At 72.2% G+C, this 24,852-nt stretch carries 29 protein-coding genes; 4 read left to right on the top strand and 25 right to left on the bottom strand.

Annotated features, from left to right (window positions below; all coding sequences use genetic code 11):
* Window position 1: 1 nt before the first annotated feature.
* The 24 genes from fliP to CLV52_RS03040 all read right to left on the bottom strand — a co-directional run bounded on the left by fliP (window position 2) and on the right by CLV52_RS03040 (window position 20,613).
* Window positions 2-838: a flagellar type III secretion system pore protein FliP gene (gene fliP / locus CLV52_RS03155; RefSeq protein ID WP_425455655.1), complete on the bottom strand. Its 837-nt coding sequence runs from the start codon at window positions 836-838 to the stop codon at window positions 2-4.
* A complete protein-coding gene (locus CLV52_RS03150; RefSeq protein WP_133764770.1) occupies window positions 835-1,539 on the bottom strand; it encodes a FliO/MopB family protein in 705 nt (234 codons plus the stop codon). Before CLV52_RS03150 ends, fliP begins: the two co-directional genes overlap by 4 nt.
* Before the next feature lie 6 nt (window positions 1,540-1,545).
* Complete coding sequence (locus CLV52_RS03145) at window positions 1,546-2,256, bottom strand: FliM/FliN family flagellar motor switch protein (RefSeq protein ID WP_133764768.1); 711 nt, start codon at window positions 2,254-2,256, stop codon at window positions 1,546-1,548.
* The gene (locus CLV52_RS03140; RefSeq protein ID WP_133764766.1) at window positions 2,253-3,152 is read right to left on the bottom strand and encodes a FliM/FliN family flagellar motor switch protein; all 900 of its coding nucleotides are present in this window, start codon (window positions 3,150-3,152) and stop codon (window positions 2,253-2,255) included. Before CLV52_RS03140 ends, CLV52_RS03145 begins: the two co-directional genes overlap by 4 nt.
* 119 nt (window positions 3,153-3,271) lie before the next feature.
* Complete coding sequence (locus CLV52_RS03135) at window positions 3,272-4,141, bottom strand: OmpA/MotB family protein (RefSeq protein WP_162850692.1); 870 nt, start codon at window positions 4,139-4,141, stop codon at window positions 3,272-3,274.
* A 1-nt stretch (window position 4,142) separates the two neighbouring features.
* Window positions 4,143-4,964 carry a motility protein A gene (locus CLV52_RS03130; RefSeq protein ID WP_133764762.1) on the bottom strand — a complete coding sequence of 274 codons (822 nt, stop codon included), beginning with the start codon at window positions 4,962-4,964 and terminating at the stop codon, window positions 4,143-4,145.
* Window positions 4,964-5,290, bottom strand: coding sequence for a flagellar FlbD family protein (locus CLV52_RS03125; RefSeq protein WP_246017936.1), 327 nt, complete (start codon window positions 5,288-5,290; stop codon window positions 4,964-4,966). The genes CLV52_RS03130 and CLV52_RS03125 overlap by 1 nt, the downstream gene beginning before the upstream one ends.
* A 165-nt stretch (window positions 5,291-5,455) precedes the next feature.
* On the bottom strand, window positions 5,456-6,664 hold the full coding sequence (locus CLV52_RS03120) for a flagellar hook protein FlgE (protein WP_133764760.1): 1,209 nt from the start codon (window positions 6,662-6,664) through the stop codon (window positions 5,456-5,458).
* Between the two features lie 121 nt (window positions 6,665-6,785).
* On the bottom strand, window positions 6,786-7,232 hold the full coding sequence (locus CLV52_RS03115; protein ID WP_133764758.1) for a flagellar hook capping FlgD N-terminal domain-containing protein: 447 nt from the start codon (window positions 7,230-7,232) through the stop codon (window positions 6,786-6,788).
* Between the two features lie 11 nt (window positions 7,233-7,243).
* Window positions 7,244-8,641, bottom strand: coding sequence for a flagellar hook-length control protein FliK (locus tag CLV52_RS03110; protein WP_133764756.1), 1,398 nt, complete (start codon window positions 8,639-8,641; stop codon window positions 7,244-7,246).
* Window positions 8,641-9,561: a C40 family peptidase gene (locus tag CLV52_RS03105; protein WP_133764754.1), complete on the bottom strand. Its 921-nt coding sequence runs from the start codon at window positions 9,559-9,561 to the stop codon at window positions 8,641-8,643. The genes CLV52_RS03110 and CLV52_RS03105 overlap by 1 nt, the downstream gene beginning before the upstream one ends.
* Window positions 9,558-9,989: a flagellar FliJ family protein gene (locus tag CLV52_RS03100; RefSeq protein WP_133764752.1), complete on the bottom strand. Its 432-nt coding sequence runs from the start codon at window positions 9,987-9,989 to the stop codon at window positions 9,558-9,560. The genes CLV52_RS03105 and CLV52_RS03100 overlap by 4 nt, the downstream gene beginning before the upstream one ends.
* Window positions 9,989-11,302, bottom strand: coding sequence for a FliI/YscN family ATPase (locus CLV52_RS03095; RefSeq protein ID WP_133764750.1), 1,314 nt, complete (start codon window positions 11,300-11,302; stop codon window positions 9,989-9,991). Before CLV52_RS03095 ends, CLV52_RS03100 begins: the two co-directional genes overlap by 1 nt.
* A gap of 56 nt (window positions 11,303-11,358) precedes the next feature.
* Entirely contained in the window at window positions 11,359-12,102 is a 744-nt protein-coding gene (locus CLV52_RS03090; protein WP_133764748.1) for a FliH/SctL family protein, read from the bottom strand.
* Window positions 12,092-13,207 (bottom strand): flagellar motor switch protein FliG, encoded by a 1,116-nt coding sequence (locus tag CLV52_RS03085; protein ID WP_133764746.1) that lies wholly within the window; start codon window positions 13,205-13,207, stop codon window positions 12,092-12,094. Before CLV52_RS03085 ends, CLV52_RS03090 begins: the two co-directional genes overlap by 11 nt.
* Complete coding sequence (gene fliF, locus CLV52_RS03080) at window positions 13,204-14,859, bottom strand: flagellar basal-body MS-ring/collar protein FliF (protein ID WP_133764744.1); 1,656 nt, start codon at window positions 14,857-14,859, stop codon at window positions 13,204-13,206. The genes CLV52_RS03085 and fliF overlap by 4 nt, the downstream gene beginning before the upstream one ends.
* Window position 14,860: 1 nt before the next feature.
* Window positions 14,861-15,175: a flagellar hook-basal body complex protein FliE gene (gene fliE / locus CLV52_RS03075; RefSeq protein WP_133764743.1), complete on the bottom strand. Its 315-nt coding sequence runs from the start codon at window positions 15,173-15,175 to the stop codon at window positions 14,861-14,863.
* Complete coding sequence (locus CLV52_RS03070; protein ID WP_133764740.1) at window positions 15,175-15,561, bottom strand: flagellar basal body rod protein FlgC; 387 nt, start codon at window positions 15,559-15,561, stop codon at window positions 15,175-15,177. Before CLV52_RS03070 ends, fliE begins: the two co-directional genes overlap by 1 nt.
* Complete coding sequence (locus CLV52_RS03065; RefSeq protein ID WP_133764738.1) at window positions 15,561-15,905, bottom strand: flagellar basal body rod protein FlgB; 345 nt, start codon at window positions 15,903-15,905, stop codon at window positions 15,561-15,563. Before CLV52_RS03065 ends, CLV52_RS03070 begins: the two co-directional genes overlap by 1 nt.
* Before the next feature lie 286 nt (window positions 15,906-16,191).
* Complete coding sequence (locus CLV52_RS03060) at window positions 16,192-16,530, bottom strand: hypothetical protein (protein ID WP_133764736.1); 339 nt, start codon at window positions 16,528-16,530, stop codon at window positions 16,192-16,194.
* The gene (gene fliS, locus CLV52_RS03055; protein WP_133764734.1) at window positions 16,523-16,942 is read right to left on the bottom strand and encodes a flagellar export chaperone FliS; all 420 of its coding nucleotides are present in this window, start codon (window positions 16,940-16,942) and stop codon (window positions 16,523-16,525) included. Before fliS ends, CLV52_RS03060 begins: the two co-directional genes overlap by 8 nt.
* Window positions 16,943-16,944: 2 nt before the next feature.
* Window positions 16,945-18,360, bottom strand: coding sequence for a flagellar filament capping protein FliD (gene fliD, locus CLV52_RS03050; protein WP_133764732.1), 1,416 nt, complete (start codon window positions 18,358-18,360; stop codon window positions 16,945-16,947).
* A gap of 95 nt (window positions 18,361-18,455) precedes the next feature.
* Complete coding sequence (locus CLV52_RS03045; protein ID WP_133764730.1) at window positions 18,456-19,658, bottom strand: flagellin N-terminal helical domain-containing protein; 1,203 nt, start codon at window positions 19,656-19,658, stop codon at window positions 18,456-18,458.
* A 130-nt stretch (window positions 19,659-19,788) separates the two neighbouring features.
* Window positions 19,789-20,613 (bottom strand): sigma-70 family RNA polymerase sigma factor, encoded by an 825-nt coding sequence (locus CLV52_RS03040; RefSeq protein ID WP_133764728.1) that lies wholly within the window; start codon window positions 20,611-20,613, stop codon window positions 19,789-19,791.
* A gap of 279 nt (window positions 20,614-20,892) precedes the next feature.
* Here CLV52_RS03040 and CLV52_RS03035 point away from each other — a divergent pair, with 279 nt between their 5' ends.
* Genes CLV52_RS03035 through CLV52_RS03020 form a run of 4 tightly spaced genes read left to right on the top strand, consistent with a single transcriptional unit; the run spans window position 20,893 to window position 24,210 of the window.
* Window positions 20,893-21,387: a flagellar protein FlgN gene (locus CLV52_RS03035; protein ID WP_133764726.1), complete on the top strand. Its 495-nt coding sequence runs from the start codon at window positions 20,893-20,895 to the stop codon at window positions 21,385-21,387.
* A 2-nt stretch (window positions 21,388-21,389) separates the two neighbouring features.
* Window positions 21,390-22,817 carry a flagellar hook-associated protein FlgK gene (flgK, locus tag CLV52_RS03030; protein ID WP_133764724.1) on the top strand — a complete coding sequence of 476 codons (1,428 nt, stop codon included), beginning with the start codon at window positions 21,390-21,392 and terminating at the stop codon, window positions 22,815-22,817.
* Window positions 22,818-22,828: 11 nt separating this feature from the next.
* Window positions 22,829-23,809 (top strand): flagellar hook-associated protein FlgL, encoded by a 981-nt coding sequence (gene flgL, locus CLV52_RS03025; RefSeq protein ID WP_162850691.1) that lies wholly within the window; start codon window positions 22,829-22,831, stop codon window positions 23,807-23,809.
* Entirely contained in the window at window positions 23,806-24,210 is a 405-nt protein-coding gene (locus tag CLV52_RS03020; RefSeq protein ID WP_133764720.1) for a flagellar assembly protein FliW, read from the top strand. Before flgL ends, CLV52_RS03020 begins: the two co-directional genes overlap by 4 nt.
* 116 nt (window positions 24,211-24,326) lie before the next feature.
* Here the strand turns inward: CLV52_RS03020 and CLV52_RS03015 are convergent, their stop codons facing one another.
* On the bottom strand, window positions 24,327-24,734 hold the full coding sequence (locus tag CLV52_RS03015) for a hypothetical protein (protein WP_133764718.1): 408 nt from the start codon (window positions 24,732-24,734) through the stop codon (window positions 24,327-24,329).
* Window positions 24,735-24,852: the final 118 nt, after the last annotated feature.

Here is a 24,852-nt window from a genome sequence, read left to right as displayed (position 1 = left end):
CCTAGGTGTTGTAGCTCTGCACGAGCGAGGTGATGATCAGGCTCCAGCCGTCCACCAGCACGAAGAGCAGGATCTTGAACGGCAGCGCGATCATCGTCGGCGGCAGCATCATCATGCCCATCGCCATCAGCCCGGAGGAGACGACGAGGTCGATGACGAGGAACGGCACGAAGATGACGAGCCCGATGATGAACGCGCTGCGGAGCTCGGAGAGCATGAACGCGGGGACGACCGTGAAGAACGGCGTGGACGCCGCGGACGCCGGGTTGGGCAGGTTCGCCGCCCGCGTCATGAGCGCGATGTCGCTCTCGCGGGTGTGCTGGAGCATGAAGTGCTGCAGCGGCACGGCCGCGTTGCCGAGCGCGGCGTCGAACTGGATCTTCCCGTCGAGGAACGGCGTGAGCGCCTGCGTGTTCACGGTGTTCAGCACCGGCCACATGATGAAGAGCGAGAGGAAGACCGCGAGCCCGGCGAGCACCTGATTCGGCGGGATCGTGTTCAGGCCGAGCGCGTTCCGCGTCATCGCGAGGACGACGAAGATCTTCGTGAACGACGTCATCATGAGCATCAGTGCCGGTGCGACCGACAGCAGGGTGATCGCGATGAGCGTCGTGATCGACGTCGAGGGCGCGCCGATGCTGATGTTCACGTCGCCGGAGGGCGACGGGCTCGGCTTCGGCGCGGGCGCCATCGGGTCCGCGTGGGCGATGCCGGGCACCGCGACGACGAGCCACACGAGGGCGAGCACCGCGAACGCGACGAGGACGAGGCGGGGCCAGTGGTCCGTGAGGAACCGGGCGACGCGCGAGGCGCGACCCGGTGCGGCGACGGCGGTCACCGCAGCTTCTTCAGGGCGTCGAAGGTCTGCCGCCACGTCGTCGGGGACAGCACCGAGCCGGCGAGGGGGCCCTGCGCCGCGGGGCGCTGCACGGCGGACCGGACCTCGGCTGCGGCCTGCTGCTCGGCCTGCCGCAGCGCGCGGCGGCTCGTGTAGACCGCGGGGTCGACCTCCGGCCGCGCCGCCGGGACGACGGGGTTCGCCGCCGTGTACGACACGAGGCCGGGGAGCCGGATGGCCTCCGTCGCCGGACCGGGGACGCGGCCGGCGGCGGGCATGATCGCCACCGTCTGCGTCATCGGCCCGTGGGGATCGGTCGGGTCCGCCACGCCGTGCACGACGATCGGCACGTCCGCGGTCGCGATCGTGACCGTCCGCAGCTCCTGCTCGAAGCGCGCGACGGAGATCGGCTGCGCGGTCACCAGCTCGGGCTCACCGGTCGGCGCCTCGGCGGGGCCGAGCGTGTCGAGCACGGTCACCGCGTGCTCGGTGACGCCGAGCAGGTACCGGCGGCCGCCCGCGTCGACCACGGCGATGCCCGCCTTCGCGCCGAGCCCCTGCCGCGCGACGACCTCGATCTGCCGGTTGCGCGGCTTCGAGCCCGGACGCCCCTTGGTGATCCAGCGGTGCGCGAAGAGGAGCGCGCCGAAGACCGCCCCGAGGGCGACGACGACTCGCAGCGCGAGGAAGACGGTGTCCACCGGCCCTCAGATCTCGTCCACGGGCTCGAGGACCTCGGTGACGCGGACCGCGAAGCGGCGGTCGACGACGACGATCTCCCCGTGGGCGATCATGCGCCCGTTCAGGAACACGTCGGCCTCGCTGCCGACGGCGCGGTCCAGCTCGATGACCGTGCCGGGCTGCGCGTCGAGGAGCTCCTGCACCGACACGGTCGCGCGGCCGATCTCGACGGCGAGCGTCATCTGCACCGTGCTGATCCGGCCGAGGCGGGAGGACACGTCGCGGAAGGCGCGCGGCGGGGCGGGCGTGCGCAGGGCGACGGCGAACCAGCCGGCGACGCCCTCCTCGCCGATCAGGTCGAAGACGACCGCGTCGGCGGACTGGAACAGGCTCGCGGGCACGCCGTCGCCGACCTCGCCCAGCTGGCCGCCGCCGATGAGGTCGGACGCCGTCTCGAGGGCGGGCCGCAGGACGTCGCCGAGGCGCACGCGGGCGTCCCCGCCGCCCGCCGCGATGAGTTCGGTGCGGTCGAGCAGGATGAGCGCGAGGTCCGCGGAGCGCGGCCCGACGTAGGTCGTGGAGACGCCCGTCTCGAGCGCCTGCATGGGCACGAGGTCCGCGCCGTGCGGCTGCGCCATCAGGGCGGGGCCGGGGAGCGCGGCGACGAGGGCCTGCACGATCGCGAACTCGTCCTCCCCCGTCGAGGTGCGCGTGGCGTCGTCGAGGGACATGGTCATCGGAGGGCTCCGTTCGAGTCGACGACGACGCAGGCGAGCCGGTCGCCGTTGCCGCCGGCCGCGGCGCTCAGCACCGGCTGCCCGTCGAGGGTGATGACGAGGGGGCGGTCCGCGGGATGCGCGAGGGGGATGAGGTCGCCGGGAGCGAGGTCGAGCACGGTGTCGGGGCCGACGCGCGTCGGGGCGAAGCGGAGCGCCACCTCGACCGGCGCCATCGCGAGGTGGCCGCCGATGCGGTGCGTCACCTCCGCCGCGTCCTGCTTCGGGGCGACCGCGCCGAGCCGCTCCAGCACGACGTCGACGTCGAGCGCGAGCGCCAGCTGGCGCCGCTCGCCCTTCCGGAGCGTGCCGATCACGACGACGACGGCCTGTGCGTCGCGGTCGACGGAGGCGGGCGGCTCCGCGCCGAACGCCTCGAGCGAGGGCAGCGGGAGCAGCCCGCTCGTCGCGGGCTGGAGCTCCGCGAGGTGCTCGGCGGCCGCGGCGCGGGCGAGCCCGCGCTCGACGCCGGTGATGCCGGTCGCCTGGCCGGCGCGGTCGCCGGCGGCGCCGAGCATGCGGGCGGCCCAGTAGCTGGCCTCGGCGAGCGGGATCCGGTACAGCGCCCGACCCGACCCGAACCGCGCGGTCGCCCAGAGCGTCGGGCCCTCCGCGGAGGCGATGACCGCCCCGAAGGTCTGCACGCGCGACGGCGTGGTCGCGACGTCGACGACGGCGCGCGTCTTCGCCGTGATCTGCATGCCGAGCTGGCGCCCCCAGCCCTCGAGGGCGGCGTCGAGCCGGTCGCGGTCCTCGCCCGTGATGAGCTCGGGGCTCTCGAAGTCGTACGGCTGCACGTCGAGCGCCTCGCCCGGCGCGTGGACGAGCGCGCGAGCAGGCGTCGTCCGGGCGGTCACGCGACGGATCTTCGCAGCGCGCCACCCGAACGGGGGTGCGCCACTCCGACGAACCTTCATCCCCAGGTCGAGGATCCGGGAGGCCCGCTCCACCGTAGCGGACCGGCCCTCCCGTGGGATCAGTGATGCGAGGAGGCGCTCTCCTCGGCGTGCTCCGCCGTCTTCGCCGGCTCCTCCGCCGACGCCTCCTTCGACGCGCCCTCCGTCGAGGCGGACTCCGTCGAAGCGGCCTCCTTCGATCCGGCCGTCGCGTCGCTCGCGGCGGCCGGCACCTGCACCGAGTGGAGGACGATGTCGACCCGACGGTTGTGCTCGATCGCGGCCTGACTCGTGCCCTTCTTCGCGTTCTGGGAGCCGAACGAGGTGAACGAGATGTTCGCCGGGTCGATCGCCTTGTCGTCGATCAGGTACTGCCCGACGCTGTTGGCCCGCGCGGCGGCGAGCAGCCAGTCCGTCCCCCACTCGCCCGCCGAACCGCGCGGGTCGGCGTGGCCCTCGACCGTGACGACGCCCGCGTGCCGCTCCAGCGTCGGCGACAGCTTCTTCAGGACCGTCAGGGCCTGCGGCTGCAGGTTCGCGTCGTTCCCGCCGAAGTAGGTGCTCGCGCCGACGAGCGAGAGCGTGATCGAGTTCGATCCCGCGTCCACGGTCACCTTGTTCGCGAGGCCGGCGCTCTTCAGCTCGTCGGTGATCTCCTTCGCCGCCATCATCACGGCGATGGTGCTGTTCGAGAAGCCGGATCCGTGCTTGGCGACGTCCTCCGGACGGACGATCCCGGAGTTCTGGTCGACCTTCGTCGACTTCTTCGTGCCGAAGCCGGACGCGAGCGAGTTCTTCAGCTCGTCGAACTTCTTCTGGTTCACCGTCGACAGGGCGTACAGCACGATGAACAGCGCCATGAGCACGGTGATCATGTCCGCGTAGGACACGAGCCACCGCTCGTCGACGTGGTGCTCCTCCGCGTGGCCCTTCCGCCTGCGGCCGGACACGCTACGCCGCCGCCTCTGCCGCCTTCGGTGCCTTCGCACCCTTGGCGGCGCCGCCCTTCGCCGCGGCCTTCGGCTGCTCGGACGCCGGCAGCATGGCGTAGAGCTTCTCGGACAGCGTGCGCGGCTGCGCCCCCGACTGCACCGCGAGCACGCCCTCGGTGACCATGGTGAGGCGCTCGGAGAGCAGGTCGGTCATCTTCCCGATCCGGGAGCCGATCGGCAGCCAGATGATGTTGGCGGAGAGCACGCCCCAGAGGGTCGCGACGAACGCGGAGGCGATCGACTCGCCGAGCGTCGACGGCTTGTCGAGGTTCTCGAGCACGTGGGTCAGCGACACGACGGTGCCGAGGATGCCGATGGTGGGCGCGTAGCCGCCCATCGCGGCGAAGAACTTCGCCGCGGACCGGCCCTCCTTCTCGAGCGAGGCGGCCTCGTCCTCCATGAGGATGCGGAGCTCGTCCGCGTCCATGCCGTCGGCGACGTTCTGCAGCGCCTTCTTGAGGTACGGGTCCTTGATGTCGGCGGCCTTCGCCTCGAGCGCGAGCAGGCCGTCCTTGCGGGCGACCTCGGCGAGCTCGACGAGGGTCTCGACGTCCTTGCCCATCTTCGGCGCCTTGTAGAGGAACGCCTTCGGGATCATCTTCAAGGACGCGATCGTGTCCTTGAGCGTGGTGGAGGCCATCGCCGCACCGATGGTGCCGCCGAAGACCAGGATCATGGGCGCCGCGAGGAGCAGCGACTGCAGGTGCGCGCCCTCCATCGTCGCCATGACGACGAGCGCGCCGATCGCGACGATGATGCCCGCGATGGTCGCCGGATCCATCAGCGACCCCCGACCGGGCGCACAGGCGCCTTCGCGCCGTCGACCACGCCGAACCGGCGCGGTCCCTTCGCGGACGCGGGGACGGCGGCGGGCGCCTCGAAGTGCATGGAGTGCGCGAGCGCGATCACCCGAGCGCGGTACTCCGCGATCTCGTCGATGACCTCGTCGATCGTCTCGGTCACGATGAACGTCGTGCCGTCGACGAGCACCACCGTGGTGTCGGGCTGCTCCTGGATCCGTTCGACCAGATCAGGGTTCACCGCGAAGGTGGTGCCGTTCAGGCGCGTCAGCAGGATCATCGTCTCCCCCATCCGTGGGACCGGCACGCGACTCCATCCGTGGAGTCCTCCGCCGTCACAGCAGACCATCGGCATCCTGCGCCGCCTCGTCAGGCGCTGTCTGGCCCCACTCCGGGTCTGAGCCGCCATCCTGCTGGTCGAGGTGCGAGCGGAGCGCTCGCACCTCGACCGGCGAGGGCGGCGACCAGGCGACTAGCGCTTGAGCTGCGTGAGCTCCTGCAGGATCTCGTCGGAGGTCGTGATGATGCGGGCGTTCGCCTGGAAGCCGCGCTGAGCGACGATCAGGTTCGTGAACTCCTGGCTGAGGTCGACGTTCGAGGCCTCGAGCGCGCCGGACACGACCGCGCCGTAGCCGTCCGCTCCCGCCGTGCCGAGCCGGACGGTGCCGGAGTTCAGCGTCTCGGTCATGAACGAGTTGCCGGCCTTGGCGAGGCCCTCCGGGTTCGTGAACGTGCCGATGGCCAGGCGGGCGATCGCGACCGTGGCGCCGTTGCTGAACGTGCCGGAGAGCGTGCCGTCGCCGCCCATCGAGACCGCGAGCAGCGTGCCCGCGGCGTTGCCGTCCTGCTTGTCGAAGCCGGCCGTGGTCAGGTTGGCGTAGCCGGACATCTTCGACAGATCGACCTTGATGCCGTCGATCGTCGGGGCGAGGTTCGAGCCCGTGATCTGGCCCGAGCCGTCCGTCTGCAGAGTGCCGGTGACCGGTGCCGTCGTGGTGCCGTCCGGGAGCTTCCCGTCCGCGACGGAGTAGCCCCACTGGCCCGCCTTCGTCGCGGTCTGCGCGGTGAAGGTGACGGTCAGCTGCCGGGCGGTCCCGTCGGCGGAGAACACGGTGATGTCCCGCTGGAACTGCGTGCCGTCCGCGGCGTCGGAGGGGAGGTTGCCCGTCATGTTCGCGAGCGAGGTCGCCTTCGCCGGCGCGACCGTGCCCGAGGGCAGCGTCAGCGTGGTCGGCTTGCCACCGGTCGAGACGGTGCCGTTCACCGCGTTCCACCCCTGCACGAGCGAGCCGTCGGCGGTCGAGAGGCGCCCCTGGGAGTCCCAGTGGAACGACCCGTTGCGGGTGTACAGCGTCTGCGAGCCGGTCTGCGTGACGAAGTAGCCGTCGCCCGAGATCATCGCGTCGAGGTTGTTGCCGGTGGTCGTCTGCGAGCCCTCGGTGAGGTTCGTCCTGACGCCGGCGACGCGCACGCCGAGCCCGACCTGGTTCGGGTTCGTGCCCGCCTTGGCGGTGGTCGCGAGACCGGCCGCGGAGATCATCTGGGACAGGGCGTCCTCGAACTGCACGCTCGACGACTTGAAACCGGTCGTGTTGACGTTCGCGATGTTGTTCGAGGTGATGTCGAGCATGGTCTGCTCGGCGCGGAGGCCGGAGATGCCGGAGTAGAGCGAGCGAAGCAATTCGAGTCCTGTTCGGTGAACGGTCGGGTCCCGTGGGGTCCGCCGGTGCTGTGGCCGTCCTGGCCGAAGGAGTCGCCGTCGTGGCTGCCGCGCGGAGGCGGCTTCAGGGGGTGGAGGGGGCTTACGCGGCGACCTTGACGCCGGTCACGGCGTCCAGGCCGACGGCGGAGGAGCCGACGGTCAGCTGCGGCTTCCCGGTGCTCGAGAACGCGATGGCGGAGACGACGCCGGACTGCGCCGCGCCGTCCTTGTCGGTCCAGGTGACCGTCTTCCCGAGCATCGAGGTCGCGGTCGCCTGCATCTGCGTCTGGTAGTTCGACGTCGTCGTCGCGTTCAGCGAGGTCATCTGCTCCATCGACGCGAGCTGCGCGGTCTGGGAGACCATCTGCGCGCTGTCCATCGGCGAGCTCGGGTCCTGGTTGGCGAGCTGGGTGACGAGCAGCTTCAGGAAGAGCTGGCTGTTGTACTCCTGGTTGGCCTTCGGCGTCGTGGCCGAGCCGTTCGAGTAGATCGAGGTGGCGGGCGGCAGGGAGGCGCCGGGGACGGTCGCGCCGGTGCTGTCGGTCATCTGCGGTCCTTTCAGGCGAGCACGTCGAGCAGCGCGCTGCCGGACGTCGGGGTGCGGAGGTCGGATCGGGGCTCGTCGGCCGTGCGCGCCGGGGCGGTCCACGGCACGTGCTCCTCGCGGGGGGCCGCGCCGCCGCCGGAGCCGCCGGCGCCCGAGCCGACCCAGGTCGGCTGCTGGCCGCGCGGGTCCTGCTGGGGCGCGTCACCCGTGCCGAGCGAGAGCGTGGTGGCGGTGCCCGCGCCGCCCGCGCCGAGGTCCCGGCGCAGGTCGGTGAGCATCGTGCGGAGCGCGTCGTGGCCGTCGCTCGTGGAGGCGAAGAGCTGCACGGACAGGTCGCCGTGCGACACGGTCGCGTGCACCGTGACGGCGCCGAGGTGCTCGGGGCTGACCCGGACGACCATGACGTGCTCGCCGTCGGGCGCCGAGCGGAGCGCGACGAGCGGCCCCTGCAGCTGCTGCGCGACGGTCGGGTCCGTCGTCGCCACGAGCGCGGGCGCCGCAGCGACCGGCGCCGATGCCGCGGTCGGCTGCAGCGGTGCGACCGGTGCGGGCTGCACGGCGGACGGCGCCTGCGGCTGGGACTGCGCGGTGAGCGGCGTGGATGCCTCGGGCTGCGCCGGGGCGACGACGGGGGACGCCGTGGTCGCGGCGTCGGCGCCCGTCACGGGCTGCGCGGTCGCGCGGTCCTCACCGGTGTGGGATGCGGCGTGCCCGCCGGCCGGCCTCGGGGCCGCGACCGCCGCGGTCGACACGGGCGCAGACGGGGTCGCGGGTGCTGCCGGTGCGGACTGCGCCGACTGCGCGGACTGCGCCGCTGCAGCGGCCTGCGCGACCGGGACGGTCTGCGCCGCTTGGGCCTGCGCCTGGAGGGTCTGCGCGTCGAGCGACACGACCGCGGCGGCCGCGCCGGCGACCGCTGCAGCACTGTCGGCGTCCTCGGCCGTGCCGGTCCTGCCCGCCTTCGCCGGCTTCACGGACCCGGCCTCGGCGGTCGCCCCCGCAGATGTGGCCGCGGGGTCGCCCGCGGCGAGCGCCGCGGGGACGGTCGTGATCGTCGGTGCGGGGGCACCAGCCCCGGGCGCACCCGTCGCCGCGGGCGTGCCGGCGCCGCCGGCTGCCGCAGCGGCCTCCTGCGCCGGCGCCGTCCCCGCGGCGACGCCGGTCGCTGCACCGCGGCCGAGCATCGCGGCGAGGGCCGCCGCCGAGCCGAGCAGGGACGGTGCCGCCGTGGCGGGACCGGTCGTGTCGGCCGCAGTGGTCGTGGCCGAGGCGTCCTGGCCGTCGCCCTTGAGCGCCGCGCCGAGGGCGTCGCCGAACAGACCCGCGGCGGCGGGGTTGTCCTTGGCCGCCGTCGACGGACCGGGCGCGGGCGCCGCGTCGGAGGTCGCGAGGAGGGTGAGTGCGGGCATCAGGAGGTCGCTCCCGGGAGTGCGGTGCGCGCGGCGATGATCTGCTGCGCGGAGGTCGAGGAGGCGGTCGTGCCGCCCGAGGTGCCGCTCAACCCGAACGAGGCGAGCAGGCTGCCGAGCGACGTGCCCCCGGAGGCGTCGGAGCCCGAGCCGCCGGAGGCGCTGTAGAGCCCGACGTCGGCGCCGTAGGTGGTGAGCATCGACGTGGCGTCCAGCACCGTGGAACGGGAGAGCCCGCTCGAGCCGAGGAGCCCGGACGCGCTGGAAGCGCTGGACGCGTCGATCCCGGTCGTCGGCGTCGCGTCGTCGGTCGCCGGGACGATCCGGCGGATCGTCGTGACGTCCTTGTCCGTGAACCACGCCTTCTGCACGGAGACGTTCCGGCCGGGGTAGGGCGCGTGGATCACGGTGTCGTTCCCCATCCAGATGGCGATGTGGTCGCCGCCGTTCAGCACGACGAGGTCGCCCGGCTTCGCGTCCTTCAGGGAGTCGACCTTCTGGCCGAGGACCTGCTGCTCGTGCACGAGCCGGGGCACGGTGACGCCGTTCTTCGCGAACGCCGCCTGCACGAGCCCCGAGCAGTCGATGCCGCTCTTCGACTCGCCGCCCAGCACGTACGGGGTGCCTTGGTAGTCGAGCGCGGCGTCGACGACGTCGTTCCCGGTCGTGCCGTTCGGGGAGACCAGGGCGCCGTCCGTCGAGGCGATCGCCGAGGTCGAGACGCCGGGCACGGCGACGGAGGAGACGGCGGACGGCGGCGCGGTCGAGTCGGACGCCGCGGTCGCGCTGCCGAGCGCGGTCGCGAACGTCGTCGCGTTCGCCGACGACGTCTTCGTCGCGGCGACGCTCGGGCTCGACTGGAGCAGCCCCAGCATCGACTGGATGGACTGCATCTGCTGCACGACGTCCGCGTAGCTCATTCGGTCGCCCCCTGCTGGAGGCGCAGCCGGGCCCGGGCGGCGAGCTCGTCGAGGATCGTCTGCTCGCCGCGGAGCTCCGCCTCCCGCTCCTGCTCCCCGTGCTTCTCCTCGAGCTTCTCGACCGCCCGCACCTCGCGACGCGCCTCGCGGTGCGCGTCCTCCGCCTCGGCGACGAGGCGCCGCTGCGTGAGCGACAGCGCCTCGAGGTCGGCGAGCATGCCGGACGTGGAGGCGCGCGCGGCGGACAGGGCGTGGATGCCCCGCACGTCCCGCGCCTCGTGCGCGTGGTCGTCCAGCTGGTCGAGCAGCTGGTGCCGCTCGTGCGCGAGCTCCGACGCCCGGGAGCGGGCGCGCACCATCTCGTGCGCCGCCCGTTCCTCCTTGAGGCGCCGGATCCGCAGCAGACCGGCGAGACCGAACACCGCCATCAGTCGATGCCCATCCCCTGCACGAGCCGCGCGAGCCGCGCCCAGGCCTCGTCGGCCGAGGTCACGTCGTCCATGTCCTGCTGCAGGAAGGCGTCGATCTCGCGCTGGTGCGCGACGGCGGCGTCCACCTTGGGGTTCGAGCCGGCCGCGTAGGCGCCGACGTCGAGCAGGTCCTGCACGTTCCGCTTCGCCGCCATCGCGCTGCGGAGCGCGGTCGCGACGGCGCGCTGCTCGCGGGAGGTCACGCGCGACGCGACGCGGGAGACCGAGCCGAGCACGTCGATCGACGGGAAGTGGCCGGCGGTCGCGAGCTTGCGGTCGAGCACGACGTGGCCGTCGAGGATCGAGCGGGCCGTGTCCGCGATCGGCTCGTTGTGGTCGTCGCCGTCGACGAGCACCGTGTACACGCCCGTGACGGAGCCGACGGGGCCCGTGCCGGCGCGCTCGAGGAGCCGCGCGAGCAGCCCGAAGACGCTCGGCGGATAGCCGCGGGTGGCGGGCGGCTCGCCGGCGGCGAGACCGATCTCGCGCTGGGCCATCGCGACGCGGGTGAGCGAGTCCATCATCAGCAGCGCGTGCGCGCCCTGGTCGCGGAACGACTCCGCGATCCGCGTCGCGGTGAAGGCGGCGCGGGCGCGGGTGAGCGCGGGCTGGTCGGCGGTGGAGACGATGACGACGGAGCGGGCGAGGCCCTCCTCCCCCAGGTCGTCCTCGAGGAACTCCCGGACCTCGCGACCGCGCTCGCCGATGAGGGCGATGACGTTCACCTGCGCGTCGGTGCCGCGGGCGATCATCGAGAGCAGCGACGACTTGCCGACGCCGGATCCGGCGAAGAGGCCGATGCGCTGGCCGCGGCCGACCGTCGTGAGCGTGTCGAGCACGCGCACGCCCATCGCGACCGGGGTGTCGATGCGGGCGCGCTCCATCGCGGACGGCGCCTCCGCGTCGACGACGACGCGGTCGTCGAACTGCAGCGGGCCCTTGCCGTCGATCGGCCGGCCGGTGGCGTCGAGGACGCGGCCGAGGAGGCCGGCGCCGGTCGGGACCGTCATGCGGCGGCCGGTCGCTCGCGCGGGCGCGCCGACGCGGAGGGAGTCGATCCGGTCGACCGGCATGACCGTGAGCGCGTCGCCGGAGACGGCGACGACCTCGGCGCGGAGGCGCTGCTCCCCGACGAGGACGATCTCGCCCATCGCGGCCTCGATGCCGCGGACGGCGATGCCGAGCCCGACGACGGACACGACGGTGCCGGTGCGCTCGGGGAGCGCCGCCTGCCGGAGGCGGTCCAGGGCGGCGGTCGAGACCCTCCCCATCCGCTCGGCCGTGACGTCGCTTCGCGACGCGCCGGTACCGGCGGCCGTGGGCCCCCTCACTCGTCGCCGCCCACGAGGGCGCGGCGGACGCGCTCGACGGCGGAGGCGATGCTCGCGTCGACGACGCCGTCCGGCAGGTCGACCATCGCGTCGCCGCGGGACACGTGGCGGTCGGCGACCAGCTGCAGGCCCGGGTCGTCCGCGGCGACCATCGAGACGAGCTCGAGGTCCTCGGGATTCATCCGGACGATCCGGATCGGGATCGGGCCGGCGGCCTCGAGCGCGCGGCGCAGCCCGGCGACGGCGGCGCCCTCCCGGTCCTCCGAGATGGCGCGGCCGAGGATCATGCCCGCGATCTCGATCGCCGCGGACAGCACGGCCTCCTCGGTGCCCTCGAGGGACATCGCCGTGTGCGCGTTGAGCTCGCCCGCGGCGCGGTTCACGGCCTCGAGGGCCGACCGGAGCCCGTCGATCTGCACGCCGAGCGCGCGGTCCGCCTCGGCGCGGAGCTGCGCGCGGTCCGTGGCGAGGGTCTCCGTCGCGGCCTTGCGACCGGCCGCGTAGCCCGCGGCGTGCCCCTGCACCCGCGCGCGCTCGCGCACCTCCGGCGTCTCGTCCTTCACGAGCTCCGGGTAGGCCAGCGGCGTCATGCGCACCGCGACGGGGCGCGTGCGCATGTCCTCCTCCTGCGCGTAGCCGGGGGTCACGCGCGGCATCGCGGCGACGGGCGTGGGCCCATCGGCGCGGCGGGTGCCCATCTCCGGGAAGGCGATGGGGGCGAACGAGGCGCTAGTCGACATACTCTTCCTCCTCCTCCACGGCCTCCTCGGCCGGGAGCTCGGTCTCGTCCGCCGCACCCGGCTCGGGTGCCGTCGGCTTCAGCTCGAGGCCCGCGGTGCCGGCCAGCTCGCGCATCGCGCGGACCAGCACGTTCCGGGCCTCCTCCACCTGGCTCTTCTTCACGCGCCCGAGCTCGGCGGCCTCCTCGGCCAGCGCCTCGCGGTTGCGCTCGGACATGTTCGAGGTGATCGCGGTCGCGGCCTCGGGCGCCGCGCCCTTCAGGGCGAGCGCGATCGTGCCCAGCTCGATGCCGCGGAGCAGCTGCTGCACGTCGCGGTCCTGCAGGCGCGGGATGTCCTCGAACGACAGCAGCTTCGCGCGCACCTCGTCGGCGAGGTGCCCGTCGCGCTCGCGGAGGCCCTCGAGCAGCGTGCCCTCGTCGGCCGGCGCGGCGTGGTTCATGATGTCGACGAGCGGCTGCACGCGCAGCGGCGCGGGACCGGCGTCCTCGTCGCCGTCCTCCTCGACGAACACGGTCTCGTCCGCGGCGGCCCGCGCCCGGCGGCGGAGCACGTCCGCGACGATGCCGCCCGCCTCCGGGGCCGGGGAGCCCATGGTGGCGATCGCCTGGGCGATGTCCACGCGGCGGTCGGACTCGTGGAGCATGAGGATCTTCGCCGCGAGGTCGGGGCCGAGCTGCACGAGCACGAACGCGACGGTCTCGGCGGTGTCGGCCTCGAGCAGCGTCACGATCCGCGGCGGCGCGAGCTCCTCGAGGAACGCGAAGGAGGCGCTCGCCTGGGGCGCGGAGATGCGCTCGAGCAGGTCCGCCGCGCGCTCCCCCTCGAAGGACGCCTCGATGAGCTGCGTCGCGACGGCGTGGCCGGTGCGCTCCTCGGGCTCCGCGGCCTGCGACGCGACCTCCCGGAACGCCTCGATCGCGCGCTCGGCGTCCTCGCCGGAGACCTGGCGCATGCGCGCCATCTCCTCGGTGATCTGCTCCTGCTCCTCGAGGCTGAAGGTGCGCAGCACGGCGGAAGCGCGCTCGGTGCTCATGTTCATGAGCACCAGCGCGGCCTTCTGCATGCCCGTCAGCTCCGGGGCGTCGAGCGTGTCCGTCGTCATACGCCGGCCCGATCACCCATCAGCGCGCGGAGGTACTCGGCGGTCTGATTCGGGTCGGATCCCGCGAGGGCGTCGACGTCGGCCTGCAGCTGGGCGAACGCGCCGTCGGCCGGCGCGTTCAGGGCGACGGTCGGGGCGGTGCCCGGGCCGCCGGTCTGCAGCTGGCCCGGGGCCGCGAAGCCGCCGAGCTGCTGGGTCGGGGCGTACCCGCCGAGCGCCGGGTCGCCGCCGGGCACGATGTTCAGGACGCCGGCGTCCGCGGTGGTCGGCTCGGGCTTGCGGAAGAGCTTGCGGAGCAGGCCGGTCACGAGGATGAAGAGCACGAGGCCGCCGACGACCTTGATCGCCGTCGTGATGATGTCGGTCATCTGGTTCGCGCCGGCGGCCTTCTGCGACTGGGCGAGCGCCGACGCGGCCGTCTTCGCCGCGGCGGTGGAGAACGGGACGCTGGTGACGGAGACGGTGTCGCCGCGGGACAGGTTCACGCCGGCCGCGTTCGTGACCATCTGCGTGATCGACCCGGTCGACACCCCGGTCACCGTGCTGGCGTTCAGCGCGACGGCGATCGTCTGCCGGTTCAGCGTCCCGGGCACGATCGTCTCGTCGGTCGTCGTCTTGTTCACCGCGTTGTTCTTCACCACGGACGTGGAGGAGGCGCCGCCCGAGCCCGAGCCCGAGCCGCCGGCCGTCGCGCTGTTGCCGCCGGTCGAGGTGTCGGTCGTGTCGGTGCCGAGCACGCCGCTCACGCCGTTCCCGGAGCCCGCCGTGCCGGAGCCGGCGCCGCCCGTGGTCTTGCTCGACGACTCGGAGAACGCGGGCCCGTTCGCCCCGGAGTAGGTCTCGCTCGTCTTCCGGCCGGAGGAGGAGGAGACGTCCGCGGCGACGGTGACGACCGCGTTGCCCGGGCCGAGCACCTTGTCGAGCATCGCCTGCACGGCGTTCTTCGTCGCCTGCTCGTAGTCGGCCGCGGCGTCCGAGCCGCTGCCGGCCGTGCCGCTGCCGACCGAGGAGAGCGTGTCGCCCCGCTGGTCGACGACCGACACGTTGTCGGTGGTGAGCCCGGGGTAGGCCGCGGCGACGAGGTGCACGATCGCGTTCACCTGGTCGGTGGTCAGCGGGGAGGAGACGTTCACGAAGACGGAGGCGGTGGGGTCCTCCTTCTGGTCCGTGAAGACGGACTGCTGCGGGATCGCGAGCTGCACGGAGGCGGAGGAGACGCCGTTGATGGCCTCGATCGTGTTGGCGAGCTCGCCCTCGATCGCGCGCTTGTAGGTGACGTTCTGCTGGAACTCGCTCGCGGTCACGCCCATGTTGTCGAGCAGCGAGTAGCCGCCGGCGCCGGAGGAGAGCAGCGTCGCGGTCGCGAGGCGCTCGGCGTTCACCGCGGCGTTCGGCACCAGGATCGTCTGGCCGCCGTCCTGCAGCTGGTACTGGACCTTGTCCTTGTCGAGCTGGGCGGTGACGGCGGACGCCTCCGACGCGGAGATGTTCGAGTACAGGACCTGGTACGAGGGCTGCCCGAGGTAGTTCACGAGCGCGACGCCCCCGAGCACGAGCACGGCGACGCCGATGATCGCGATGGTGCGCTGCGCGACCGTGAACTGCTTGATCGTCTCGAGCGCGCGGGTGCCCGCGCCGTTCAGCCGCTTCATCTCAGGCCTGCATGTTCATGATCGAGTTGAACGCCTCGACGCCCTTGTTGCGCACCGCGGAGACGAGCTCCATCGTGACCTGCGCCCGGGTCGCAGCGAGGGTCGCCTGGTGGATGTCGGTGAGGTCGCCCGTGACGGCCTTCACAGCGAGCGCGTCGGCGGTGTTCTGCAGGCCGGAGAGGTTGTCGACGGCACCGCCGAGCACCGAGCTGAAGCTCGGGCCGGAGGTGGGGGCGGTGGTCGCGACGCCGGGGGCGGCCGCGCCGCCGAGCCCGGTGAGGCTGTCGATCCCGGACAGCGGGGAGATGGAGGTCATCAGCTCCTGCCGATCTGCAGAGCCGCCTCGTAGGTGGTCTTCGCCCGGTCGACGACCGCGGCGTTCGCCTGGTAGCCGCGCTGCGCCATGATCAGGCTCGACATCTGCTCACCGAGGTCGATGTCCGGCATGCGGACGTAGCCGTCCTTGTCGGCGACCGCGTTCGTGGGGTCGTAGACGAGCCGGCCCTTCGGGTCCCCGTGGACGACCTTCTCGACGGCGACGCCGTTGTTGCCGGCCTGCTCCTGCACCTCGAGGTACTCGGCCTGGAAGGCGTTGCCGGAGGCCGACTTCGCGGTGTTGACGTTCGCGATGTTGTTCGAGATCGCGTTGAGCCACGCCTGGTGGGTGTTGAGCGCCGTGGCGGCGATGTTGATCGCGTCCATCAGCTGGTCTTCATCGCGGCCTGGGTGGCGGAGAAGTCCATGTTCACCGCGCGGGTGGCGAACTGGTACCGCAGCACCGTCTCGATGTTGTTCAGCGTCTCGGAGTCGAGGCTGACGTTGTTGCCGTTCTGCTGGGTGGGCGCCTCGGACGTCGTCGTCGTGGCGGAGGCCGTGCCGTCGCCGCCGCCTGCGACGGACTGCGCGAGCGCGTTCTCGAACGACACGATCTTCGCGTGGTAGTTCGGCGTGTTGACGTTCGCGATGTTCTGGGCGATCGTCCGCTGCCGCAGCGCGAGGCCGTCCATCGCGCTCGTGAGCGCGTTGATGGTGACCGAATCGAACACGGAGAAGTCCGTCCTTCGTCAAGGAGGGGCGGCCGATCCGTGGCCTGGTCCACCGAGCGATCCGTGCTCGATGGGTCGATCATGGGCCGAACCTTCGACCAGAGGTGGAAGCGCCATACCCCCCGTTGGGGGGTGTGTCGTCCCCCGTCCTGGTCGACGGCGCGCTTCGGCGCAGCACGCACCCGGCAGAGCGCGCACTGCACCCTCATCGCACCGCCGCGCGCCCCCACCCGCTGGTCGAGGTGCGAGCGAAGCAAGCCTCGAGACCCCGCTGTGCAGGAGGTCGTCAGCCCACGCGGTCGACGTAGATCGGCGGCGCGACGGCCGGCCTGTACTGCGGTCGGCGCATCCCGCGCATGGAGGCGGCGACCGTCCGCTGCTCCTCGCGCATCCGCGCCATGAGCGCCCGCTGCCGCACGAGGATGCCGTTCGCGCGGTCCTGGTCGGCGGCCGTCATCGGCGTCGGCTGCACGGCCGGCGGCGCCCAGCCCTCGAGCGCGGCGAGGTCACCGGACTCGGCGGCCTCCACCCGGTGCTCGAGCTCGTCGAGCACCGGGGCCCACGGGTCCCAGGGCTCGGCGGGCGAGGTGTACATGGACGCGGCCTCGGGCAGCTGCTCAGCCAACGGCGTCCCGACGCATCGCGGCCTCGTGCATCGACACCTTCAGCGCGGCCTCGTGCCACGCGAGGCGCAGCGGCTCGAGCAGGGTGATGCACTCGCGCGTCTTCTCCACGTCGCGGTGGATGTTCGCCTGCGCCATCCCGGCGAGCACGTAGTTGTAGACGCCGAGCAGGCCGGGACCGCCGTCCCAGATGTCCGGTCGCAGCGAGTTGACGAGCTCCGTCACGATCTCCTGCGCGTGCAGCAGCTGCGCGGACGCGAGCGTCCAGTCCTCGCCGAGCTGCGCCGTCTCCGCGCGGGCGAGGTCGAGCAGCAGCCGGTCGTAGAGCATGACCAGCAGCCGAGCGGGCGAGGCGCTGAGCACCGAGTCGCGGTTGTAGAGGTTCCGCGCTGCGGCGAAGTTCGAGGGGGGCATCGTCAACCGCTCGTCTGGTAGTTGGTCGTCAGACCGCTGATCTGGCTGGTGAGGTAGCTCGCCTGCGAGCTGAGGCTGTTCAGCGCCGTCTCGAGCGCGTTGAACTGGGAGGTGTACTGCGCCTGGATCGTCGCGAGTCGGGTGTCCCAGTCGCTGATCTGCTTCGTCAGATCCGACTCGGTCGACTGCTGCGACGTGATCTTCTGCGTCAGCGTGCCCGTGTACGAGTCGCTGGCGCCGGTCGCAGCGCTCGCGACCCGGCCGGCGATGGTCTGGAACATCGCCGTCGTGCCGGCGGGGTCGCTCGCCATCGCGGCCGCGAACTTGGACGAGTCGAAGGTGATCGTGCCGTCCTTCGTCAGGTTGATCCCGATCGAGGAGGGCGAGGTGCCGTTCACGGCGTCGGACACCGCGGAGAGCAGGGAGTCGTTCACCGCTCGCACGATGCTGTCGCCGGTGAAGACGCTGCCCGACGTGGCGGACGTCGTTCCGCTCGAGCTGGTCGTCGTCGAGATCGCGCTGGCGGCGGAGATCCCCGAGAAGAGCGTGATGAGGCTGGACGTCAGCGCCTGCGCCGCGGTGGTGGCGGCGGTCGAATCCGCCGCGACATTGATGGTCGCCGTGCTCGTGGACACGGCGGAGACCGTCACGTCGACGCCGGTGAGCAGGTCGTCGAAGGTGTTCGAGGTGGACGAGACCTGCTGCTCCGCGCCGGCGACGCCCTTGTACAGGGTGATCTGCGCGCTCTGGGCGGCCTGCGTCTGCGTGGTCGCCAGGGCCGGCGCCGAGGTGGTGTCGCCCTGGTAGACGCTGAAACCGTTGCCGTCGCCGGTCGCGCCGCGCAGCTGCAGGCGGTACTGGGGCACGCCGTTGCTGCTGCCGACGGCCACCTTGGTCGCGGTGATGCCCGTGCCGGAGCCGTTGATCGCGGCGACGACGTCGTCGAGGTTGGTCGAGGCGGCGCTGACCGTCTTCGCGGTGCCGCTGCCGACCTGGAGCGTGATGGACGGTGTGGTCGTGCCGTCCGCGGGAGCCGGCCAGGCGGTCATCGTGCCGGTCACCGACACCTGCGCCTGCGCGAGGCGGTCGACCGTGAAGGAGACGGACCCGGCGGAGGCGGTGCTCGACGCCGTCGCAGTCACGCCGGACGTGTCCGAGGTGGCGGTGAAGGAGCTGAGCGCGTTCGCCGCGGCGGCGGACTTCGCGCTCGTCGCGATCGCGGCGACGGAGCTGTTCAGCGACTGCAGCGCCGTGCGGTACGTGGTCGTCGAGCTGAGCTGGGTCTTCAGCGCGGTCTGCGGCGCGGACTCCACCGACATCAGCTTCGTGATGATGCCGGAGGTGTCGAGGCCGCTCGAGAGCCCGGAGAGTCCGAGCCCCGTGGTCGAGGTCGTGGAGAGCGCAGCGGTGGTCGCCATGCGTCAATCCCTCCTCGATTGGTGCGGTGGAACGGGAGAAGCCGCGGCGGTGCGAGGGCCTGGATCGGCCTCGCACCACCGCGGCGTCAGGTGGATCAGCCCAGCAGCTTCAGCGCCAGCTGCGGCAGCGAGTTCGCCTGGGCGAGCATCGCGGTACCGGCCTGCGACAGCACGTTCGCGCGGGTGTAGTTCACCATCTCCTGCGCCATGTCGACGTCGGTGATGCGGCTCTTCGCGGCGGTCAGGTTGGTGACCGACGTGGAGATCGTCGAGACGACGTTGTTGAACCGGTTCTCGATGGCGCCGATGTCGGCACGAGCCTTGGACACAGCGGCGATCTGCACGTCGAGCGCCTGGATGGACGCCTGCGCCGCGTCAGCCGTGGCGAAGCTCAGCTGACCGATGCCGGGGTTGCCACCGCTGCCGGGCACCGTGGTGCTCGCCGTGATGGTGGCAGGCGTCGTCGCCGAGTCGGTGACTGCCAGGGTCGACGCGGCGTTCTTCGCCGCGACCGCGACGTGCTGCCCGCCGGTCCCGTCGACGTACGTCGACGCGGTGAAGTTGGCCGCGAAGTCCGCGTCCGCATTCAGCGTCGTCACGTAGTCCTGCGCGGTCTTCGCGCCGCCGGCACCGGTGCCCTTGACGTTCGTGCCGGTCAGGTCGACCGTCGCCTTGTCGCTGTAGCCCGTGCCGGAGCCCGTGAACTGCAGCGCCGAGGTCGCCGCACCCAGCGTCGCGATGTCGTACACCTTCGCGTTCGCGTTGCCCGCGTTGAGGCCGGCGGCGACGGACACGAGGTTCGCCTTGCTCAGGTCGACCGAGATCTGGCTTTGCGAGTTCCCGTCCGCACCGACCTGGAACTTGAACGTCGGCGTGCTGCCGTCGAGCAGGTTCTGACCGTTGAAGTTCACCGAGCTGCCGATGCGGGAGAGCTCCGCCGTGAGGCTCGTGGCCTCGGACTGGATCGCCGTGCGGGCGGCCGTGCTGTTCGAGTCGTTGCCCGCCTGCACCGCGAGGTCGCGGAGCCGGCCGAGGATCGACTGCGCCTGCGTGAGCGCGCCGTCCGCCGTCTGGACGAGCGAGGTGCCGTCCTGGGCGTTGCGGGAGGCCTGCTGCAGACCGGAGACCTGCGACGCGAGCTGCGTCGAGATCGTCAGGCCGGCCGCGTCGTCACCCGCCTGGTTGATCCGCAGACCGCTCGAGAGCTTCTCGAGCGACTTGCTCAAGGAGTTCTGCACGCTGGTCAGGTTCCGATACGTGTTGAGCGCATCGTTGTTGGTGTTGATTGCGAATCCCATTCGAGTTCCTCCGTGAGTCGGGATCTGATCTGCGGTCCATCCGTGGTCCGACGCGAATGGCTATCGGCCGGAATTGCGAGGCCGTTAGCCGTTCGCCCCGAAGTAGGGGCAGATCGAGCGTGGAATGCGGTTATGCGGTTCGTTCGGTGAAGAAAGCGGGCGCGGCCGGCTGGGCCATCCGCGCGGTGGAAGTCTCAGCGAGCCGTGCGAGATAGGCCGCGCGGCGCGCCGGGGCGAGACGCTGCTGGTCCTCGATGCGCGGGACCGGCCCGGTCGAGTACTGCGTCTCCAGCCCGTGCCGCATGAGCCGGATGCCCTCCGAGCGCTGCTGCGACACCGCGGAGTGCGTGAGACCGAGCTCCGCCGCCAGGTCGCCGACCGACCGGTCGTGGAAGTAGATCTGCTCGACGATGTACCGCATCTTCTCCGGCAGGCTCGTCACCGCCGCCTTCACGTAGCGCGTGCGCTCCGTCTCGAGCACGACGTCCTCCGGGCTCGCGGCCTCGGCGGCGAGGGTGTCCGCGACGGAGTCCATCTGGTCGAGCGACTGCACCGCGTGGTTCGCGCCGGACAGCGCCGTCATCGCCGTCTTCCTGTCGACGCCGAGGGACTCGGCGACCTCGTCGACGCTCGGCGCGCGCCCGAGCGCGTTCGTCAGCGACTCCTGCACGGTCAGCGACTCGCGGATGCGGCGGCGCGCCGTGCGCGAGGCCCAGTCGGCCGAGCGCATCTCGTCCGCGATCGCGCCGAGGATCCGGCGCCGGGCGAACGCACCGAACGGCACGCCCTGCGCCGGGTCGAAGCTCTCGGCGGCGAGCACGAGGCCCAGCGCGCCGGCGGACGCGAGCTCGTCGCGCGACACGTGCGTCGCCTTCCGCGCCACCTCGTTCACGAGGTAGCCGACGATCGCGAGGTTGTCGCGGACCAGCGCGTCGCGCTCGGTTCGTGTACCCATCAGATTCCTTGTCGCACCGGGCCATCCATGGCGGCTCGTCTCTGATCGGGACGCTAGGGCTCCGCGCGCCGCGCGCACCCCTCCGCCGCGCCCCCAGTAGGGGGACGTGGGCGATGCGTGCAGCGCGTCCCCCGTTCGGGGGCGCGTGGCCCTCCCCGCCCCGAACACGGGTCGCACCTACGCTCCACCGCGAAGGCGCACTGCTTACACCCGCGGCCGATCGACCGATGGTGGTGATCGATGCGAGCCGTCACCGAACGAGCACAAGCGGAGGAACCGATGAGCGTGAACGACCTCTCGTCCCTCCTGTGGCGCGAGCGCGAGCTGCTCGAGATGCTCGTCTTCAAGCTCGAGGAGGAGCAGCTGCTCCTCACCGCCGGCCGCTCGAAGTGGCTGCACCACGCGACGCGCGAGGTCGAGCAGGTGCTCGGCCACCTCCGCACCGCCGGGATCGAGCGCACGGTCGAGGCGTCGTCGGTCGCCGTCTCCTGGGGCCTGCCGGAGGACGCGACGCTCCGCCAGCTCGCCGAGGGCGCGGACGAGGCGTGGCGCGACGTGCTGCTCTCCCACCTCACCGCGCTGACCGCGCTCACCTCCCAGATCGCGGACCTGCGCGACACCAACCTCACCTATCTCCGCGCCGCGACCCGCGCGACGCAGGAGACGCTCGCGACCGTCGGTACCCAGCAGGACGACCCCTTCGCCTACGGCGCCCGCGGGGGTCAGCGCGTGCCCGCCGCGACCGGCGCGCGACTGTTCGACCGGCAGGGCTGAGCATGAGCAGCTTCGGCGGGCTCAGCACCGCGTACACCGGCCTCGTCGCCGCGCGGAAGGCGCTGGAGGTCACGGGCCAGAACGTCGCGAACGCCAACACCGAGGGCTACACCCGGCAGCGCGTCGACCAGAGCCCGATGGCGCAGAGCGTGCTCGCGACCTACTTCACGCAGAGCAGCGTCGGGGACGGCGTCGTCGTCACCGGGGTGAGCCGCCTGAACGACGCGGTCGTCGACGCACGCGTCAATAGCACCGCGTCCTCCGCCGCCTACTGGAACGCGTCCGCGAACGCCGCGAGCGCCGTCGAGACCTCGCTGAACGAGCCCGGCAAGAACGGCCTCTCGCAGGTGATGAGCGACTTCTGGTCGAGCTGGCAGCAGATGGCGAACAACACCGGCGGCTCGACCGCTCCAGCCCAGGCGCTTAACCTGATCTCTCAGGGGAACCTCGTCGCATCCACGATCTCGGCCGGCTACACCGCCGCTGCGGAGGCGTGGACGGACGCGCGCGCGGCCGCCGCCTCGATCGTCACGACGGTCAACGCGACCGCGGCGAAGATCGCCGACCTGAACACCTCGATCCGGTCGCTCACCGCCGCGGGCGGGAACGTGAACGGCCTCCTCGACCAGCGCGATGCGGCCGTCACGCAGCTCGCGAAGCTGACGGGGGCGTCCACCCGCGGCAACGCCGACGGGTCCATCGACGTGATCATCGGCGGGAACACCCTCGTGTCGGGCAGCACGACCCGGCAGGTCGCGCTCAGCGGCGCCGGCGACTTCTCCGCCGTCGCGAGCACCCCGGTGAAGCTCGCCTGGGACTCCCCGACCGGATCGGCGGTGTCGCTCGACGGCGGCGAGCTGGCCGGTCGCATCGCCGCGCTGCAGCCCGCCGACGCTGGCGGCTCCGGCACGGGCGGCGTGTACGCGGAGGCCGCGAAGGCGTACGACGACGCGGCGCGCAGCATCGCGGACAAGGTGAACGCGGTCCACGAAACGGGGACGACCTCCGCCGGCACCACCGGTCTCGACTTCTTCTCCTACTCGGCCACGTCGCCGGCCGCGCTGACCCTGAAGGTCGTGCCGACCTCGCTCGCCGGCATCGCGTCCGCCGACGGGACGAAGGGGAACCTCGACAACAGCGTCGCGGACCGCATCGCGCAGCTCGGCGCCGCCGCCGACTCCCCCAACGCGGGCTGGGCCACCTACGTCTCGCGGGTCGGCGGGCAGTCCGCCACCGCGGCCGCGCGGGCGACGACTGCGACCACGGCCGCGACCTCCGCCACCGACGCGCAGACCTCCGTCAGCGGCGTCGACCTCGACGAGGAGACGTCGAACCTCGTGATGTACCAGCACGCGTACCAGGCGTCCGCGCGCGTGATCAACACGATCAACGACATCCTCGACACGCTCATCAACATGGGAGCCCGATGACGATCGGCCGCGTGACGACCTCGCAGATCTGGTCGAGCTCGACCGCGAACATCCAGGCGTCGAAGGCGCGCCTGTCCCAGCTCACGGCGCAGTCGTCCTCCGGCCTGCTCGTCGCCAAGCCCTCCGACGACCCGGTCGCGGCCGCGTCGATCCTGAAGGTGCTGAACCAGCAGTCCGCGAACGCGCAGTACACGACGAACATCGCCGACGGCCTCACGTGGCTCAGCACGGCGGACTCGACGATGACCTCGTCCGAGAACCTCGTGCGTCAGGCGAAGGACCTGGCCATCCAGGCCGGCAACAGCGGCACCGCCACGCCGGCGTCCCGCAACGCGATCGCCACGCAGCTCGAGGGGATCCGCGACGACCTGCTCAGCGCGGCGAACACGAAGGTGAACGGGCGGTCGATCTTCGCGGGCACCTCCGACGCGGCGGCCGCGTTCACGGCCGCCGGCGTGTTCGCCGGCAGCACGACCACCACGTCGACGACGAACGGGACGACGACCACGTCGACGGTCACCGGATCGGTGCAGCGCCGCATCGGCAGCGAACCGACCGACCTCGTCACGGTCTCCGCGGACGGGTCGGCGGCCTTCGGCGCGGGCACCACCGCGTCGCCCTCGGTGTTCCAGCAGATCCAGGGTGTGATCGACGCCCTGCGCTCCCCCGGTTACGACACGGACACCCCCGACCCCGTCACGGGTCGGACCCCGAAGGAGGCGGTCACCGCGGGCATCGACCTGCTGAACACCGCCCTCACGAACCTCTCTGCGCAGCACGCGGTCCTCGGAGCGAATTACGCTCGGATGACCAGCGCGAAGACGCAGAACGCCACGACGGCGACGGCCCTGGAGACCCAGCGGTCCGGACTGCAGGATGCGGACACGACGAAGACCCTGCTCGACCTCAAGACGCAGGAGCTCGCCTACCAGACGGCACTCCAGGTGACCGCCCAAGTGATCCAACCGACCCTGATGAGTTTCCTTTCATGATCTCTGCACTGCCCACTGCTCGCGACGGACGCCTCAGCTTCACGGCGCCGCCTCCCGGCTTCGCGCCGCTGACCGACTTCGACCTCGCCGCTGTCGAAGGCGCGCCCGGGCTCTACACGCTCCGCGACACCGCGGGCGCCGGCCTGCGGCTGTTCCTCATCGACCCGACGTTCTACGTGCCGGAGTACCTGCCGTCCATCGACGATGCGGACCTGGCGGCACTGCAGCTGTCGACGCCGGCCGAGGCCGACGTCTACGTGGTCGCGAACATCGTCGACGGGGCGCCCGTCGTGAACCTGCTCGCGCCGATCGTCGTCAACCCGGTCGCGCGCACCGCGACGCAGCTGATCCTCGAGGACGACTGGCCGCTGCAGGCCGAGCTCGTCACCGCCGCGGCCTGACCGGAACCGCAGAAGGCCCGATCCGTTCCAGGGATCGGGCCTTCTGCGTTCCTGAGGAACGCGGGTCGGACGTCGACGGGCCACTCCTCCCTGGCCCGACCCGCGGGTCGATGGGGCTAGACGCCGCCGAGGTCGGCGAGCAGGAGCGCCGCCATGTGCTGCACCTTCGGCTCGACGAACGCGTCGAGCGCGCGGGAGATCTGCGCGTGCTGCCGAGCGACCCAGGCGGTCGCCTCCCGGCGCAGCTGGTCGCGGAGGCCGTCGATGGCCTCGTCGCTGAGGAACGGCTGCAGCGACACGGACCGGCGCACGTGCTCGGTCACGACGGCGTCGAGCGACGTCGTGAGCGCGTGGAGGGCGCCGTGCGGCACCTCGTCGAAGCCGAGCTCGACGGCCCAGCCGGGGCAGGTCACGCAGGGCGAGAGGCGCCGGCGAGCGGTCGCCGGGTCCCAGCGGGGCAGCCAGTCGAGCCACTGCGAGACGGCGCGGTCGAGCTCGCGCTCGAGGCGGTACGGGCGGAGCATCAGCGTGCTCCGAGCGCGAGCAGGCGCGCGTGAAGGGGGGAAGGAGTCGTCACCGTGGGTCCAGGTGCAGAGGGGGCAGAACCGCGAGGGTGCGCGGTAGCCGGCTGGGTGACCGGCG

The sequence above is a fragment of the Amnibacterium kyonggiense genome (assembly GCF_004364555.1).
In the GTDB taxonomy this organism is placed as follows: Bacteria; Actinomycetota; Actinomycetes; order Actinomycetales; family Microbacteriaceae; genus Amnibacterium; species Amnibacterium kyonggiense.
The sequence above is the reverse complement of the archived record's forward strand: the minus strand, read 5'-3'. Positions and strand labels throughout refer to the sequence as shown.

What these genes read in the sequence shown, in the direction of transcription:
- CLV52_RS03145 (WP_133764768.1), bottom strand. Translation starts at nt 2,256, where the DNA reads ATGACCATGTCCCTCGACGACGCCACGCGCACCTCGACGGGGGAGGAC.
- CLV52_RS03130 (WP_133764762.1), bottom strand. Translation starts at nt 4,964, where the DNA reads ATGGATCCGGCGACCATCGCGGGCATCATCGTCGCGATCGGCGCGCTC.
- CLV52_RS03115 (WP_133764758.1), bottom strand. Translation starts at nt 7,232, where the DNA reads ATGACCGACAGCACCGGCGCGACCGTCCCCGGCGCCTCCCTGCCGCCC.
- CLV52_RS03110 (WP_133764756.1), bottom strand. Translation starts at nt 8,641, where the DNA reads ATGCCCGCACTCACCCTCCTCGCGACCTCCGACGCGGCGCCCGCGCCC.
- CLV52_RS03105 (WP_133764754.1), bottom strand. Translation starts at nt 9,561, where the DNA reads ATGAGCTACGCGGACGTCGTGCAGCAGATGCAGTCCATCCAGTCGATG.
- CLV52_RS03100 (WP_133764752.1), bottom strand. Translation starts at nt 9,989, where the DNA reads ATGGCGGTGTTCGGTCTCGCCGGTCTGCTGCGGATCCGGCGCCTCAAG.
- CLV52_RS03095 (WP_133764750.1), bottom strand. Translation starts at nt 11,302, where the DNA reads ATGGGGAGGGTCTCGACCGCCGCCCTGGACCGCCTCCGGCAGGCGGCG.
- CLV52_RS03090 (WP_133764748.1), bottom strand. Translation starts at nt 12,102, where the DNA reads ATGTCGACTAGCGCCTCGTTCGCCCCCATCGCCTTCCCGGAGATGGGC.
- CLV52_RS03085 (WP_133764746.1), bottom strand. Translation starts at nt 13,207, where the DNA reads ATGACGACGGACACGCTCGACGCCCCGGAGCTGACGGGCATGCAGAAG.
- fliF (WP_133764744.1), bottom strand. Translation starts at nt 14,859, where the DNA reads ATGAAGCGGCTGAACGGCGCGGGCACCCGCGCGCTCGAGACGATCAAG.
- fliE (WP_133764743.1), bottom strand. Translation starts at nt 15,175, where the DNA reads ATGACCTCCATCTCCCCGCTGTCCGGGATCGACAGCCTCACCGGGCTC.
- CLV52_RS03070 (WP_133764740.1), bottom strand. Translation starts at nt 15,561, where the DNA reads ATGGACGCGATCAACATCGCCGCCACGGCGCTCAACACCCACCAGGCG.
- fliS (WP_133764734.1), bottom strand. Translation starts at nt 16,942, where the DNA reads ATGCCCCCCTCGAACTTCGCCGCAGCGCGGAACCTCTACAACCGCGAC.
- fliD (WP_133764732.1), bottom strand. Translation starts at nt 18,360, where the DNA reads ATGGCGACCACCGCTGCGCTCTCCACGACCTCGACCACGGGGCTCGGA.
- CLV52_RS03045 (WP_133764730.1), bottom strand. Translation starts at nt 19,658, where the DNA reads ATGGGATTCGCAATCAACACCAACAACGATGCGCTCAACACGTATCGG.
- CLV52_RS03040 (WP_133764728.1), bottom strand. Translation starts at nt 20,613, where the DNA reads ATGGGTACACGAACCGAGCGCGACGCGCTGGTCCGCGACAACCTCGCG.
- CLV52_RS03035 (WP_133764726.1), top strand. Translation starts at nt 20,893, where the DNA reads ATGAGCGTGAACGACCTCTCGTCCCTCCTGTGGCGCGAGCGCGAGCTG.
- flgK (WP_133764724.1), top strand. Translation starts at nt 21,390, where the DNA reads ATGAGCAGCTTCGGCGGGCTCAGCACCGCGTACACCGGCCTCGTCGCC.
- CLV52_RS03020 (WP_133764720.1), top strand. Translation starts at nt 23,806, where the DNA reads ATGATCTCTGCACTGCCCACTGCTCGCGACGGACGCCTCAGCTTCACG.
- CLV52_RS03015 (WP_133764718.1), bottom strand. Translation starts at nt 24,734, where the DNA reads ATGCTCCGCCCGTACCGCCTCGAGCGCGAGCTCGACCGCGCCGTCTCG.